This is a genomic window from Actinomyces bovis, assembly GCF_900444995.1.
GTDB classification, from domain to species: domain Bacteria; phylum Actinomycetota; class Actinomycetes; order Actinomycetales; family Actinomycetaceae; genus Actinomyces; species Actinomyces bovis.
Genome location: NZ_UAPQ01000009.1, coordinates 1 through 14,047, shown reverse-complemented (window position 1 = coordinate 14,047; position 14,047 = coordinate 1). Strand labels below are relative to the sequence as shown.

Sequence of the window (14,047 nt, the reverse complement as noted above, 5' to 3'; positions counted from 1 at the left end):
TCAGCTTGTGGCAGCAGCTTTGAACAAAGATGGCGTGGCGGGCAGTGGGCTTACTTCGGCACGTGTGGATGTTTGGCTGTGGAGCGTGCGGCAGCTGAAGTCGCGTTCGGCGGCAACTGCGGCTTGCAAGGCTGGGCATGTACGGATTAACGGAGAGACCGCCAAACCCGCACAGCACGTGAGTGTGGGAGACGAGGTACGCCTGCGAGTAGATGGCTTTGACCGGTTTCTACGGGTGGAGGGCATTTTGGTGAAGCGCGTGGGCGCGCCGTTGGCTCAGCGTTGCTATACGGACTTCTCCCCTCCCCGACCGTCCCCTTTGGAGGCTCCGGCAGCGATCATTCGCGCGCGTGGCGCTGGTCGTCCGACCAAGAAGGAGAGGCGCCAGCTGGATGCGCTAATGGGTGGTGGCAGGCATCAGGATGTTTCCGCGCTGTGGGATGAGGACTGAGGGCTTGCTGTTCTTCAGGGCCTGCTGATGCTGAGGCCGCTGACCCGCGTGGGAGATCACATCCGGGGAATTGTCACGCTGTCCAATTTCGAGTCGAGAGCTTGGCCTACCGCGGGTAGCGTTACGAACATGGAATCGTGCTTGATCGTTATTTGCGGGTTGCCAGCCACAGGCAAGACGACGGTAGCTCGGCTGCTAGTTGAGGACCTCAAAGCGGCATATCTGCGCGTAGACACGATCGAGACGGCGATCGCCCGCGCCCAGCACCGGCGCACTCTACTGACTGGTGGCGAGGGCTATGAGGTGGCTTATCACTTAGCTGCTGACCAACTGCGCCTAGGCTTGGATGTGGTGGCAGAGTGCGTCAACCCCCTCCAGCTGACCCGCGAGGCTTGGCTGGAGGTAGCGCGCCGCTGTGACTCCAAGCTGCTGGAGGTTGAGCTTGTCTGTTCGGACCCGCAGGAGCACCGGCAACGCTTAGAGAGCCGCACGCTCGACGTCGTCGGTATGCGCAATCCCACCTGGCAGGAAGTGCAGGACCGGGATTACGAGCCTTGGCGCCGTAAGCACATCCAATTGGACACTGCCAAGCTCCGGCCAGCCGAGTCTGCGGAGCGAATCATCACGCATATGAGCCGCCTCGGGGTCTTCTGAGCATTCCTTACGGTCCGCTCGCGACCGCCCCCTGCGTTGATCGCTAGGAGTGACGCTTCTGGCACGGCGTAAACCTACCTAGGCAAAGCGACCGCAAGTAGGTCTTGGAAGGCGCATGCTAGTAACCATGCTGGTTGAAGTGCAGCTTGGTGACATCACCACGCAAGCGGTAGAGGCCATAGTCAATGCCGCCAATTCTGGCCTGTTGGGCGGCGGAGGGGTGGATGGTGCGATCCATCGGGCTGCCGGAGCAGAGTTGCTCCACGCCTGCCAGGAGCTTAGGCGCACCCGACTTCCTGGTGGCCTAGCGGTCGGCCAGGCAATCGCTACTCCTGGCTTTGACTTGCCTGCAAAGTGGGTGATCCATACCGTCGGGCCGAACCGCCATGCCGGTCAAACCGATCCAGCCCTGCTGCGAGCAGCTTTTCTGAACTCTTTGTGGTGTGCTGCAGAGCTCGGCTGCCACAGTGTTGCGCTTCCTGCAGTCTCTGCTGGCGTCTATGGCTGGGATGCCGACGCCGTCGCACATCAGGCCATGGCGGCCGTCCAGGAGATCGCGCAGGCTGTCGGCGCTGAGGGTGCGAGCCTTGAATTGGTGCGTTTTGTGCTGTTCAACCAAGTTCTGCTGACGGCCTTCGCGGAAGCTCAACGGCAGCTACTTCCCGTATCCAGGTTCAAACCAAACTAGTGAAATCAGGGTGACGACGTCGCGAAGTTCGGTTATTATTGTTCATGAAGAGTTCGCCAGCGATCCGAAAGGTTTACTAATGGAAATCATTGACAACGGCCCTAAGCCCAATGCCTTTGACATCGAGACGGCTACCACCACCAACGACACCTACCGCACCGTCGCCTGGACCGGCCGCTACCTGCAGGTCACACTCATGTCCATCCCCGTAGGCGAATCCATTGGCTTGGAAGTCCACCCCGAGACTGACCAATTCCTGCGCATTGACGCCGGAAAAGGCCGCTGCGTGATGGGGCCCGCCGAAGACCAGCTGACCTTCGAGCAGGAGGTCGAGGATGGCTGGTCTATCCAGGTTCCAGCCGGCTCCTGGCACGATGTGATCAACACTGGTGACGAGCCGCTGCGGCTCTACACCGTCTACGCTCCTGTGCACCACGCCCAGGGCATCGTGCAGGCTACCGCAGAGCTGGCCGAGGCCGATGAGGAGGCGGGCCGCGATGAGCCGCCCACCTGGACCGTCCAGCCTGAGGGCGCCGCACACTGAACCACGCTGCCGATTTGCCTAACGGGGCCCTGAGACGCGCTAGCCGCAGCTCAGGGCCCCTACCAATTTCCCGCAGGCTAGATTCCTTGCGGACTTTGCGGACCGTCGGACACTCAGCACAGTTTGTGTTGCAAGACGGAGGTTTCATAGGAGTCACGGTTAGCCTGGCCGCATGATGTCCCTGTCCTTAAACCTCCAACTGGTTGTCACCACGGCACCAGCCACTTCCTTCTGCCGCGCTGGTGGTGAGGCATGACCCAGCAAGAGCAGACTGTCCCGGCCGAGCCCACCGCCAAAGCGGCCCAGTTGCAGAAGGCCAGCGCCTGGTCCAAGCAGGCAGCCAAGGCCACTCGCACCGCCTGGTCTGAAGCGGCGCAGCGCGCGGGTGAAGAGATTGGTCCGGCGTGGAAGCGGCGTCCGCGGCTTTCGCCATTGGGCCGTTCCGTCGCCGCCTGGCTGGTGGTAGCCGCTTTGGTTTTCACCGCACTCGGCTGGTTCTGGGGGGACCCGCAGCGGAGCTTCTTTAGTCGGCTGCTTTCATCCTGGAGCGTGACCTCATTTAGCGGTGCAGCCCCCGGGGTGCGGGTCCTGGCGGCTTTGCTGGCCGTTTTGACCATGTGCGCCGTGTCGCTAGTGGTCATCACTTTCCGGGACCGCGCGGCTGCGGAGCGGCGTGAGGCTGATGCGCGTCTGAGTTCTCTGGTGGAGCAGCTCGGATCGACCTCGCCGCAGGTGCGGATTGCGGCTGTGTACGGTCTGGCTGAGGTGGCGGACACGCGCGGTGGCGCCACTCGGCAGCGTGTGGTGGATCTGTTGTGTGGATACCTGCGTACTGAACGCGGTTCTTGGCAGGAGGTTCCGGCAGCCCCCGGTTCACGGCGGGCGCGCCCTTCGCGCCGCTTCGTCTCTGAAGACACCGCAGTGGAGTCCACGGTTCTTCACGTGCTGGCGCAGCACTTTAGCAAGGCTCGTGAGAAGGCGAGCGAGGGCTCAGATGTGCCTCAGGAGCTTGAGGACAGCCGTTTGTGGTGCGACTGCAAGCTGGATCTGCACGGGGCCGTGCTCAGCAGCGTGGTGCCTTTCCGCGGAGTGACTTTTCTGGCCCCAGTTGACCTGAGTGGGGCGGTGTTCAATGCGAAGATTGACTTCGCTGAGGCGCATTTCGAGGAGAAGGCAGATTTTCAGGAGGCCGTGTTCAAGGCGCCTGCTGTCTTCCGAGGCGCGACCTTTGGCCGTCTGGCGGACTTCTCCGCGGCAGCTTTCGCCGATGAAACTGTCTTTTCTGCTGCGACCTTTAGTTGGTTCGCCAGTTTCAAGGATGCGACTTTCCTTGACTCGGTAGCTTTCCAGCAGAGCTTCTTGCGCAACTCGGATGGCTTCACCGGAGCGGTCTTTAACCACGCACTGCGCAATGAGGGCCGAGTGCGTTTTGCACTGCGGGATTCCAACCAGTTCCAGGACCCCACCGGCCTGCCTTTCGGCTCCCGCTGGGCGCGCTTCGAACGCAGCGGTCGGCCGGTGGCTGCCCCGCCTGCTGGAGGCACTTTGGACTACGACAGCACTGCTGACGCCGCTGACTGATCTGGCGGACATGTGGGGGTAGATTCCCCTTATGGTGCCATCATGAACAGCCTCGGGCTTAGCAGACTGGACCTTGCCACTCTCGGTCTAGGACTGTGCTACTTCGCCAACGACATTGAAGAACTCCTGACTATGCGGTCCTCGACGGCGAAGGTCGTGCAGCGCCTGCCTGAGTGGCTTCCACTCCCCCTCTCGCTCCGTGAACAGGGTGTAAACCAGGCGCATATCAACTTGGCCGTAGGTCTGATTGGTATGCACTGGGTAGGCGCCTCGTTAGCTGGGTTTCGTAGTGGCGGTCGATCAGTTTGGTTTCAGAATGCAGCTGCCGCTTGGAGTCTGCATGGCTTTGCCCACATCGGCTCCAGTTTGATGATGCGCGGCTACACCTCAGGTGTGGCGACGGCACCGCTGGTTCTCGGTTACGGTGTTTTCGCATTTCATGAGCTGCGTGTGGCGGGCGTGCCCAAGCAGGTGACGCCCAGCGGTGTAGCAGTGTCGGGAGTGGCACTGTTGGCAGCGCATTCGGGCGCTGCTCTGTTACTACACACTTGGCGCCATTTGAGTTGCTCTAGGTGACAGCACCACTGGTTGTGGCTTGTATCTGTCACGATGTGAGCATGTGGACTGAAGGCATGGAACACAACGGTGAAGGCCTGCTGCGAATTGGTCTGTTCTCCAGACTGACGGCTATAAGCATCAGAATGCTGCGCTACTACCAGGAGCAGCAGGTCCTGGAACCAGCCATGATCGACCCGTTCACGGGGCGCCGCTTCTACGCCCCAGAGCAGCTGACTGACGCTCATTGGATCGTGCGTCTGCGCGATACGGGACTGCCAGTCAGTGAGATCGGAGAGGTCATGGCCCACCGTGGTGATCCTGAGCGCCTCCACGCCATCATGTCTCATCACGGCGAGCGACTATCGGTCGAGCGTGCCCGGTTGGAGGAGATGAGCGCGGCGTTCGATCGCATGAATGCCTTCCTTCAGGAGTCCACTATGGAAATCAACGTCCGCCAGATCCGTATGCCCGCGATGACCGTCGCTGCTTTGCGTCGCGTTCTCCCGTCTTACAACGATGAGGGCCAGTTGTGGCAAGAGCTAGGCCCGCTTATGGCCCAATGCTCCGCCTCCATGTCCGAAGATGGCATTGGTGGCGCAACCTTCCACGACCCGGAGTACCGCGACTCTGACGTCGAGGTGGAGGTGTGGTTGCAAGTTGCCGAGCCTTTTGCTCCCGTAGCTCCCCTTGAATGCTATGAGGTGCCTGCTTGCGACAATGTGGTTGCTACTCTGCGGGGCAGCTATGAGGGGATGCCTGAGGTTACCGCCGCTCTTGGTACTTACCTCGCCGCTCACGAACTGCGCACTGGCCCCATGTTCAATATCTACCGCGTTGGGCCCGCTCAGAACCCCGATCCTGCCAGCTGGGTGACCGATGTCTGTTTCCCCATCATCGGAGAGTGACATGCCTTGGCGAACGGCCCGGTTCTGATTCCGGTGCTGGCCTCCTTCTAGGAGCCACGCACGAAGTGATGTTCTTTTGGTCGGGCTGGCGGGATTTGAACCCACGACCCCTTGACCCCCAGTCAAGTGCGCTACCAAACTGCGCCACAGCCCGTTGCCTCGCGGAGCAGGTCCGCTCGGAACGAGTAGAACCTTAGCCCACCGTCCCGCCTGGACTGAAATCGTCCGCTCGTGACCCCTGTCACCGGGGCGTTGACTGGCTGCTGTGCTGTAGACAAAGCCAGTCAGCGCCCCGGCGTCGCGCTTACTTGCGCAGGGCGCGGTAGCGGCGGATGAGCTGCTGGGTCGAGGAGTCCTGGGCCTCCAGGGCCGCCTCGTCGCCCTGCACGGCCGGGGCGATCTCCAGGGCGAGCTTCTTGCCCAGCTCGACACCCCACTGGTCGAAGGAGTCGATGCCCCACACGATGCCCTGGGTGAAGGTGATGTGCTCGTACAGGGCGATGAGCTGGCCCACCACCGAGGGGGTGAGCGCCGGGGCCAGGATCGACGTCGTCGGCCTGTTACCGGCGAAGACACGGGCGGGGACGATCTCCTCGGGTGTGCCCTCGGCACGCACCTCCTCGACGGTCTTGCCGAAGGCGAGCGCCGCCGTCTGGGCGAGGTAGTTGGACAGGAACAGCTCGTGCACGTCCACCTCACCGTCCTTGACCGGGTGCTGCGGGTTGGCCACGGCGATGAAGTCCGCGGGGATGAGCTGGGTGCCCTGGTGGATGAGCTGGTAGAAGGCGTGCTGGCCGTTGGTGCCGGGCTCGCCCCAGAAGACCTCGCCGGTCTCGGTGGTCACGGGGGTGCCGTCCCAGCGCACGCTCTTGCCGTTGGACTCCATGGTCAACTGCTGCAGGTAGGCCGGGAAGCGGTGCAGGTACTGCGCGTAGGGCAGGACGGCGTGGGTGGCGGCCCTGAAGAAGTTGACGTACCAGACGTTGAGCAACCCCATGAGCATGGGGACGTTCTCGGAGGGGGCCTTGGTTGCGAAGTGCTCGTCGACGGCGTGGAAGCCGGCGAGGAAGTCGCGGAAGCTTTCCGGGCCGATGGCGACGGCGAGGACGGTGCCGACGGCGGAGCCCACGGAGTAGCGCCCGCCCACCCAGCTCCAGAAGCCGAAGGCGTTGGCCGGGTCGATGCCGAACTCGGCAACCTTGTCCAGGGCGGTGGACACCGCGACGAAGTGCTTGGCGATGGCCCCCTCGGTGCTGACACCCTTGGCCTTGAGCGCAGCAAGGAACCAGTCGCGGGCCATGCGCGCGTTGGTCAGCGTCTCCAGCGTCGTGAAGGTCTTGGAGGCGATGATGAACAGCGTGGTCTCGGGGTCGAGGTCCTTGACCTTCTCGGCGCAGTCGGCGGGGTCGATGTTGGAGATGAAGCGGCACTCCAGGCCGTCCTGGACGTAGGGCCTCAGGGCCTCGTAGACCATGACGGGGCCGAGGTCGCTGCCGCCGATGCCGATGTTGACGACCGTCTCGATGCGCTTGCCGGTCACGCCGGTCCACTCGCCCGAGCGCACCCGCTCGGCGAAGGCGTAGACCTGGTTGAGGGTCTCGTGGACGTCTTTAATGACGTCCTGCCCGTCCACGGTCAGGACGTCATCTTCACGACGACGTAGCGCGGTGTGGAGGACGGCGCGGTCCTCAGTGATATTGATGTGCTCACCGGCGTACATGGCGTCTCGGCGGCCTGGTACGTCCACTTCTTGCGCCAGCTTGACAAGGGCGTCGCGGATATCGTCGGTGAGGAAGCTCTTGGAGAGGTCGACGAAGAGGTCCCCCATCTCGTAGGAGAAGCGCGCGGCGCGGCCGGGGTCGGTGGCGAACCAGGCGCGCAGGTCAGGGTTAAAGGACTCGTGTAGCTTGGTGAGGGTGTTCCAGGCTTCGGTCTCGGTGGCGTCAACAGGCTTGATCATGCGGCCAGTGTAGGCGGGCTAGTGCGGTCAGGGGTGGGCCGTTAGTAGCGGCAATTAAGTGTCTGTGGAGGGGTTCCGTTGAGAAGGTTTACGGTGAGCGCTGAGCGTGGCAGAGGTAACTGGTGGGTGCTGGAGGTGCCGGAGCTCGGGGCTGTCTCCCAGGTCAAGCAGCTGGAAGAGGCGCAGGATGAAATGCTCGAGACCGTCGCCTACCTAACTGGACTAGACCCCGCCGAGGTGGAACTACAGCTGGTTACTTCCAACGAAGAACAAGGGGCTTTAAGGAGTCAAAAGGCAAGCTCTCCTACGCCATGAGCGCTAGATTACTGCTTGTCTCGGAGAAGAAGCAGGTTGGGCTGTCTGCGCGACGGAGACTCTGCTCCATAGCAGGTTGCTATTAGCGGCAAACATGGTGGAAGGAGCCAATATGGCGAAGGGCAAACCTCGTGTGGAGCTGCTCCGCTTTGGAAACTGGCCGTTGTTCCGAGTAATTCTCCTATGGGTTGTCTTGGCACTCATAGTGTTCACGCTGCTGGGATGGCTTTGGGGTAAGGGTGTTTTTTGGACCTGGGACCGCTTCCTGACAAACTGGCGGAATGCCGGAAAGGACGTGACCGGCTTAGACGTCATCAAGGTGTCACTGACGACCATTGGTGGAATCGGCGGCACCGGCTACCTAGTAATCAAATACCGTGAGCGGGCTAGCGCCGAGAGTGTCGCCGCAGAGCAAAGGCTACACAATGCTGTAGGACATTTGGGAGGAGAGTCTCCCCAGATTCGGATTGCAGGAGTTTATTCTCTTGCGTACGTTGCGGACACTTTTAAGGGTGACTACCGTCAGCGCGTCGTCAATATCTTATGCGGATACTTGCGGACAAAGCGTGGCACATGGGAAAGCGTCACAGACGCGAATGCTAGCGCAAGCGAGCCTGCCACAAAGAAAGTCTACGTGAGTCATGACGGAGCAGTTGAGTCCACCGTGATAGAGGTTCTTGGCAAACATCTCCGCAAGCACCGCAAGTCCTCAGCCATCGAACAAGCCGTCCGTGACGACCAACTGTGGTGTGACTGCACCATAGACCTTCACGGCGCCATCATTACCGAATTGGCCAACTTCGAGTGTGTGACCTTCACTGCCAATGTCAGCTTCAAGGGTGCCACCTTCACCACCGACGCCAGCTTCAAGGATGCCACCTTCATTGGTACCACTTCCTTCGAACGCACAATCTTTACCTCCCCTGCATCCTTCGAGTGTGCCACCTTCACCACCGACGCCAACTTCGAGTGTGTGACCTTCACTGCCAATGTCAGCTTCAAGGGTGCCACCTTCACCACCGACGCCAGCTTCAAGGATGCCACCTTCATTGGTACCACTTCCTTCGAACGCACAATCTTTACCTCCCCTGCATCCTTCGAGTGTGCCACCTTCACCACCGACGCCAACTTCATGGACGCAACCTTTAACGAGAAGCATCGCGAGGATATTCTTTTTCCGCCAAGGCTGCGGCTCGACAATGCAACTCATTTACCGTTAGGAGCGAGGTGGGCACGTTTCGACGATAAAGGTAATATCATTAAGTGGATCTTCCCAGTGGGCTTCTCCGCAAGTTGAGGACACGTCCCGCTTACGCGGCTTGATCCTTGATTGATACGTCAGCTTGTTGCTTGTGTTGTTCGAACTCGACTGGCGACTGGTACCCGAGCGAGGAATGCAACCGACGCCGGTTGTAGACCACCTCGATCCAGCGATCAACCCCGGTCCGGGCCTCGGTACGAGTTGCCCAGCCACGCTTGACCCGGTCGCCAATGTAGTGGGCAGACGTGCCGCTGATCGTGGTCACCGGAGTGAACATCCTCAGCAAGATCCCTTCTAGGCCCTACCTAGAGGCCTGCCATGCCCACCGCCCAGTCCACCTAACCGAATAACGCAGTCGACCTCACCGATTGCGGCGCTCGCGCTTCTCGCGCACGCGCACGCCGATCTGAATCGGTGTACCCACAAAACCAAAGTCCTCACGCAAGCGCCGCTCAATGAAACGCCGATAGCCCGGGTCCAGGAAGCCAGTCGTGAAAATAATGATCCTCGGCGGGGCCGCCTGCACCTGCGTAGCAAACAGAATCCGCGGCTGCTTCCCGCCACGCAGCGGATGCGGCGTCGCCGCCTGCAACTCCCCCAGGAAAGCATTGAGTTTGCCCGTAGGAATACGCGTCTCCCATCCCTCCAGCGCCGCATCCAAGGCCCGCACCAGACGATTCGTATGCCAGCCAGTCAAAGCCGAAAGGTTAATGTGCGGAGCCCAAGAAACATGCGCCAAATCATGCTCAGTCTCCCAACCCAGCAGCTTCTGCCGCTCCTCATCCACCAAGTCCCACTTGTTATTCACCAGGACCAGCGCCCGCCCCGCATCCACCGCCTGCTGAATCACGCGCACATCCTGCTCACTGACCGGCTCCGAGGCATCCAGCAACACCACCGCCACCTCAGCCTTCTCAATGGCACCCTGAGTGCGCAGCACCGCGTAATAGTCGGCGCCCCTCGACTGCCTCACCCGACGGCGAATCCCCGCAGTATCCACAAAGACCCACTGGCGGCCATCCAGTTCCAGCACCTCATCCACCGGGTCACGAGTCGTGCCCGCCAGTTCATTAACCACCACACGCTGTGAACCCGCCAAAGAGTTCAGCAAAGAAGACTTGCCCACATTCGGCCGCCCCACCAGCGCCACCCGGCGCAAATCACCATCAGGGGCCGGCGGCGCCACCCGGGAGACCTCCGGCAGCACCTGCAAACAAGCATCCAGCACATCGCCACTACCCCGCCCATGCAAAGCCGAGACCGGGAAAGGCTCCCCCAAGCCCAGATTCCACAAGCTAGCGGCGTCGCCCTCCTGGGCCGGAGAATCCACCTTATTCGCAGCCAACACCACCGGCTTACCGGAGCGCCGCAACATCCGCACCACCTGAGCATCTGTCTCAGTGATGCCCACCTGGGCGTCCACCACCAGCAGCACGGCATCAGCCATCTCCACAGCCACCTCAGCTTGAGTGGCGACGGCGGCATCCAAGCCCTCAACGTCAACCTCCCAGCCGCCCGTGTCCACAATCGTGAAACGACGCCCCGACCACTCCGCCGGATAAGACACCCGGTCGCGAGTAACACCCGGAGTGTCCTGCACTACGGCCTCGCGGCGGCCCAGCACACGGTTCACCAGCGTGGACTTGCCAACATTCGGGCGCCCCACCACGGCTAGCACCGGCAAACCCGCCTCCACGTGCGGAGCCAAGGGCACATCCTCATTGGACTCCAGGAGTGCCAGGTCCTCCTCATCCAGCTCGTAATCCTCCAGGCCTACGCGCATCGCCTGGACCTGCAACTCCTGCTCCGCATCCAGCTCAGCAGCAGCGCTGACAGCCTCCTCCACTAGGCCCAGCACCTGCGCAACGGTCTCCTCCAACGTCATATCTGAGGAGTCCACCAAGGTCACGCCTTCAGGGGCGGTAAGAAACTGGGAGACGGTGGCATCGTCGCAATCACGGCGCACCACCTGATCCCGCAGCGCCGCCGCGTCCACGCTCTTACCCGCCGCCTCCAGATCACCGGCGCGCCGAGCCAGCCGGGCCTCCTCAGAAGCGGTAACCAGCAGGCGCACGTCGGCATCGGGAGCAATCACCGTGGTGATATCCCGCCCTTCAGCGACGATGCCCGCACCTCCGGCAAAGCTGCCGGTCAGCCCCAAGGCCTCGCGCTGGATGATCTCGCGCTGCAAACGAGCCAACTCAGCACGTACATCCAAGTTGGTGGCCACTTTAGAAACCACGGTGGAAATATGCGGGTCGCGGATGGCCTGGTTGATGTCCTGGCCGTCGCAGGTGACACCCGGAGCCTGCGGATCCAAGCCCATTTCTAGCGGCATGGTAAAGACCGCGCGGGTGACAGCAGCGGCGTCAGTCAAATCAACGCCAGAGTGCTCGCACCACCAAGCGGCGGCCCGATACATGGCGCCAGTGTCCAAATAGGCCAATCCCAGAGCGTGGGCAACACGTTTAGAGACGGTGGACTTGCCCGATCCGCTCGGTCCGTCGATGGCGACGACAATTCCCATGGCAGCCTCCTGCTCAGCGCCCGGTCCGGGGCGTGGTGACGATCTGCGCCCAAGCCTGCCACGCGCCCCGGGACCTGGCCCTGCGCACCGCCCATGAGATCGTGCACGCTCGGCCCGCCACCGCGACCCGCCCTGCTCAGGCCGTGGGCTCCGCCAGCTGCTCCTCGTAGGACCACCACACGGGCATGTCGACGCCCAGGCGCCGGCCGGACTCGGCCACGTCGCGCAGGCCCGTACGCCACTCGGGCAGGCCGTGGGCCATGTGTCCGAGCACCATGCGGCGCGTGGGCTCCTGCCCGAGCATGCGCCCCAGGCCTGCGGCGACGAGTCCGGTCGGCAGGGCCAGGGCCGGTGCCGGCATGATCCGCCCGGTGCGAATGCCCCGGGCCCGGCACACGGCCAGCCCCTCGCGCAGCGCCAGCACCATGCGGCGCAGCGCCCGCCGGTCCTCGACGAGCGCGTCGTAGCCTCCGGCCTCGGCCAGCGCACCGGGGGTCACGGACTGCTGGAGGTAGTGGACGGCGAGCCACCCGGGCAGGTCGCCGTGCCGCGTGACCCGCAGCCCGGCACGTGTGAGGAGGGTGCCGACGGCGTCCGCCTCCGCCCGTCGCCGGCCCTCGCCGCGCTCGAGCACGGTTCCGTGCGGGAACAGGGTGGCGTCCACCGCGCCCGGCGACCGACCACCGCCGACCTGCCCCGGGAAGCCCAAGAGATAGTCGCTGCGCCGCAGGACGCCGTCGAGCTGGCCGGTGATGTCCCAGTGGTTGAGCATGAACAGGATCGGGGCGTGCCCGGCGAGCCGGCGCAACGTGGGCAGCACGTGGGACAGGTGGGTCCGGTCGACGCTCACCAGCACCAGGTCCGGCCCGTGTCCCTCGTCCGGGGGCACCGTGAGGACCTTCGGGCGCCAGGTGGCGGTGCGGCACCGCTGGCCCGCGGGGTCGCGCAGCGTCACCCGCACGCCCCGGGAGAGTTCCTCGGCGCGCTCGGGGCGCGCCAGCACGGCGACGTCGGTGACCCGGCTGAGCAGCAGGCCGTAGCTTGATCCGATGACGCCGGAGCCCAGGAGAAGGACACGCACGGCTCAGCCCACCACCACGACGCGCCAGCCGCGGGAGTCCAGCGCCTCCTCCAGTGCCTGGGCGGCGCTGGGCACGACCGAGAGCATGGCGACGCCGGCGCTCTGCCCGGCCGAGTGCTCCATGGAGAAGTCCTCGATGTTGATGCCGGCCTCGCCGACGTCGGAGAACAGGCGGCCCAGCGAGCCGGCGACGTCCGGCACGAGCACCTGGACCTCGGTGTAGCGGCGCGGCGCTCCGCCGTGCTTGCCGGGGATGCGTGAGCGGCCCGCGTTGCCCCGGCCCATGACGTCCATGACGGCCCCGACGGCGCCCGGTGGGATGGTCTCGACACCCCCGTGGGCGGCGTACTGCTCGGAGGCGGGGTCCAGCGCCGCCTGCTCGATGCCGCCGATGAGCGCGTCGAGATCGGCGCGCACCTGGCGCAGCAGCCCCGCCACGGGACCGGCGTTGCCCACGAGGATCGCGGCCCACAGGCGCGGGTCGGAGGCCGCGATGCGGGTCGTGTCGCGCAGCCCCTGCCCGGCCAGGGCGAGGGCGCTCTCGGGCAGGTCCTCCAGGCGCGCGGCCAGCAGGGAGGACATGAGCTGGGGCACGTGGCTGACGGCGGCGACCGCGGCGTCGTGCTCCGCTGAGCCCATGCGGATCGGGGTGGCGCCGACGTCCACGGCGAGGTTGCGCACGGCGAGCTCGGCGGCCGGGTCGGCGCCGTCGGCGACGATGACCCACGGGCGTCCGACGAACAGGTCGGAGTCGGCGGCGGCGGCGCCGGAGCGCTCACGCCCCGCCATGGGGTGGGAGCCGACGTAGCGGCGCGCGTGCTCGCCGGCGTGGGCCAGGACCTCGGCGCGCACCCGGTCCTTGACGCTGGCGACGTCGGTGACGACGGCCTCGGGATGGGCCTCGAGCTCGCGCAGGACGACGGCGGCTGCCACGTCCGGCGGGGTGGCGACGACGACGAGGCGCGGCTGCTGGCTGGAGGCCTCGCGGACCCGCCCGGCGCCCATGTCGCGGGCGAGGGCCAGGGAGGTCGGTGAGGTGTCGCCCAGCTGGACCTCGATGCCGGCGGCGGAGAGCGCCAGGGCGAGGGAGGTGCCGAGCAACCCGGTGCCGACGACGAGCACCGGCCCGGTGGTCGAGACAACGGCGTGCGGGTTGGTCCGCTGGGGGCGGCTGTGCTCACAGTCCGACCTCCCGCTGCAGGGCGGCGACCTCGTCGCCGGTCAGCCGTCGCATCTGCCCGGGACGCAGTGAGCCGACGGTCAGCGGCCCCAGCCGGGTGCGGGCCAGGCGCGTGACGGGGTGCCCGACGGCGTCGAGCATGCGGCGCACGATGCGGTTGCGCCCCGAGTGCAGGGTGATCTCGACGATGGAGCCGGCGGGCCCGGAGTCCTTGACGACGACGCGGTCCGCCTGGGCGGGCCCGTCCTCGAGCTCGATACCCCGCTTGAGCTTGCGCGGGACCCAGTGCTCGACCTGGCCCTCGACGATGGCGACGTAGGTCTTGGCGATCTCGTAGCGGGG

The 14,047-nt window shown here is 64.2% G+C and carries 12 protein-coding genes, 1 tRNA gene and 3 pseudogenes; 9 read left to right on the top strand and 7 right to left on the bottom strand.

The genetic code is table 11. The annotated features are described in order from the left end of the window. The first annotated feature begins 7 nt into the window (after positions 1-7). The 7 genes from DR039_RS08290 (at position 8) to DR039_RS08260 (ending at position 5,381) form a co-directional block, all read left to right on the top strand. Complete coding sequence (locus tag DR039_RS08290; RefSeq protein WP_111836918.1) at positions 8-451, top strand: RNA-binding S4 domain-containing protein; 444 nt, start codon at positions 8-10, stop codon at positions 449-451. 129 nt (positions 452-580) lie between these two features. Further along, entirely contained in the window at positions 581-1,105 is a 525-nt protein-coding gene (locus DR039_RS08285; RefSeq protein ID WP_111836917.1) for an AAA family ATPase, read from the top strand. A gap of 127 nt (positions 1,106-1,232) precedes the next feature. Next, on the top strand, positions 1,233-1,793 hold the full coding sequence (locus DR039_RS08280; RefSeq protein ID WP_111837075.1) for an O-acetyl-ADP-ribose deacetylase: 561 nt from the start codon (positions 1,233-1,235) through the stop codon (positions 1,791-1,793). Positions 1,794-1,872: 79 nt separating this feature from the next. Further along, complete coding sequence (locus DR039_RS08275) at positions 1,873-2,337, top strand: cupin domain-containing protein (protein WP_111836916.1); 465 nt, start codon at positions 1,873-1,875, stop codon at positions 2,335-2,337. 252 nt (positions 2,338-2,589) lie between these two features. Beyond that, a complete protein-coding gene (locus tag DR039_RS08270) occupies positions 2,590-3,918 on the top strand; it encodes a pentapeptide repeat-containing protein (protein WP_111836915.1) in 1,329 nt (442 codons plus the stop codon). A gap of 42 nt (positions 3,919-3,960) precedes the next feature. Then, on the top strand, positions 3,961-4,494 hold the full coding sequence (locus DR039_RS08265) for an HXXEE domain-containing protein (RefSeq protein WP_111836914.1): 534 nt from the start codon (positions 3,961-3,963) through the stop codon (positions 4,492-4,494). A 41-nt stretch (positions 4,495-4,535) separates the two neighbouring features. Beyond that, positions 4,536-5,381 (top strand): MerR family transcriptional regulator, encoded by an 846-nt coding sequence (locus DR039_RS08260; RefSeq protein ID WP_197719064.1) that lies wholly within the window; start codon positions 4,536-4,538, stop codon positions 5,379-5,381. A 77-nt stretch (positions 5,382-5,458) separates the two neighbouring features. Here DR039_RS08260 and DR039_RS08255 read toward each other — a convergent pair. After that, positions 5,459-5,535: transfer RNA gene (locus DR039_RS08255), tRNA-Pro, on the bottom strand. A gap of 150 nt (positions 5,536-5,685) precedes the next feature. Continuing rightward, positions 5,686-7,341, bottom strand: coding sequence for a glucose-6-phosphate isomerase (pgi, locus tag DR039_RS08250; protein WP_111836913.1), 1,656 nt, complete (start codon positions 7,339-7,341; stop codon positions 5,686-5,688). Positions 7,342-7,434: 93 nt separating this feature from the next. Here pgi and DR039_RS08245 point away from each other — a divergent pair, with 93 nt between their 5' ends. Beyond that, entirely contained in the window at positions 7,435-7,656 is a 222-nt protein-coding gene (locus DR039_RS08245; protein WP_170166836.1) for a hypothetical protein, read from the top strand. A 112-nt stretch (positions 7,657-7,768) separates the two neighbouring features. After that, positions 7,769-8,953, top strand: a complete 1,185-nt coding sequence (locus tag DR039_RS08240) for a pentapeptide repeat-containing protein (RefSeq protein ID WP_170166886.1) — start codon at positions 7,769-7,771, stop codon at positions 8,951-8,953. 13 nt (positions 8,954-8,966) lie between these two features. Here the strand turns inward: DR039_RS08240 and DR039_RS08235 are convergent. From DR039_RS08235 to DR039_RS08215, 5 genes and pseudogenes are all read right to left on the bottom strand, one after another. After that, a pseudogene (locus DR039_RS08235) lies at positions 8,967-9,125 on the bottom strand (IS3 family transposase); the annotation flags it as partial. A gap of 153 nt (positions 9,126-9,278) precedes the next feature. Then, the gene (gene der / locus DR039_RS08230) at positions 9,279-11,444 is read right to left on the bottom strand and encodes a bifunctional cytidylate kinase/GTPase Der (protein ID WP_111836910.1); all 2,166 of its coding nucleotides are present in this window, start codon (positions 11,442-11,444) and stop codon (positions 9,279-9,281) included. A 136-nt stretch (positions 11,445-11,580) separates the two neighbouring features. Then, positions 11,581-12,525 (bottom strand): ketopantoate reductase family protein, encoded by a 945-nt coding sequence (locus tag DR039_RS08225; RefSeq protein ID WP_111836909.1) that lies wholly within the window; start codon positions 12,523-12,525, stop codon positions 11,581-11,583. Positions 12,526-12,528: 3 nt separating this feature from the next. Next, positions 12,529-13,677: pseudogene (locus tag DR039_RS08220) on the bottom strand (prephenate dehydrogenase); the annotation flags it as partial. Positions 13,678-13,702: 25 nt separating this feature from the next. After that, positions 13,703-14,047 (bottom strand): annotated as a pseudogene (locus DR039_RS08215) (pseudouridine synthase); the annotation flags it as partial.

Excerpts from the sequence above, each read along its gene's own strand:
- DR039_RS08285 (WP_111836917.1), top strand. The coding sequence starts at position 581 with ATGGAATCGTGCTTGATCGTTATTTGCGGGTTGCCAGCCACAGGCAAG.
- DR039_RS08280 (WP_111837075.1), top strand. The coding sequence starts at position 1,233 with ATGCTGGTTGAAGTGCAGCTTGGTGACATCACCACGCAAGCGGTAGAG.
- DR039_RS08275 (WP_111836916.1), top strand. The coding sequence starts at position 1,873 with ATGGAAATCATTGACAACGGCCCTAAGCCCAATGCCTTTGACATCGAG.
- DR039_RS08270 (WP_111836915.1), top strand. The coding sequence starts at position 2,590 with ATGACCCAGCAAGAGCAGACTGTCCCGGCCGAGCCCACCGCCAAAGCG.
- DR039_RS08265 (WP_111836914.1), top strand. The coding sequence starts at position 3,961 with ATGAACAGCCTCGGGCTTAGCAGACTGGACCTTGCCACTCTCGGTCTA.
- DR039_RS08260 (WP_197719064.1), top strand. The coding sequence starts at position 4,536 with ATGTGGACTGAAGGCATGGAACACAACGGTGAAGGCCTGCTGCGAATT.
- pgi (WP_111836913.1), bottom strand. The coding sequence starts at position 7,341 with ATGATCAAGCCTGTTGACGCCACCGAGACCGAAGCCTGGAACACCCTC.
- DR039_RS08240 (WP_170166886.1), top strand. The coding sequence starts at position 7,769 with ATGGCGAAGGGCAAACCTCGTGTGGAGCTGCTCCGCTTTGGAAACTGG.
- der (WP_111836910.1), bottom strand. The coding sequence starts at position 11,444 with ATGGGAATTGTCGTCGCCATCGACGGACCGAGCGGATCGGGCAAGTCC.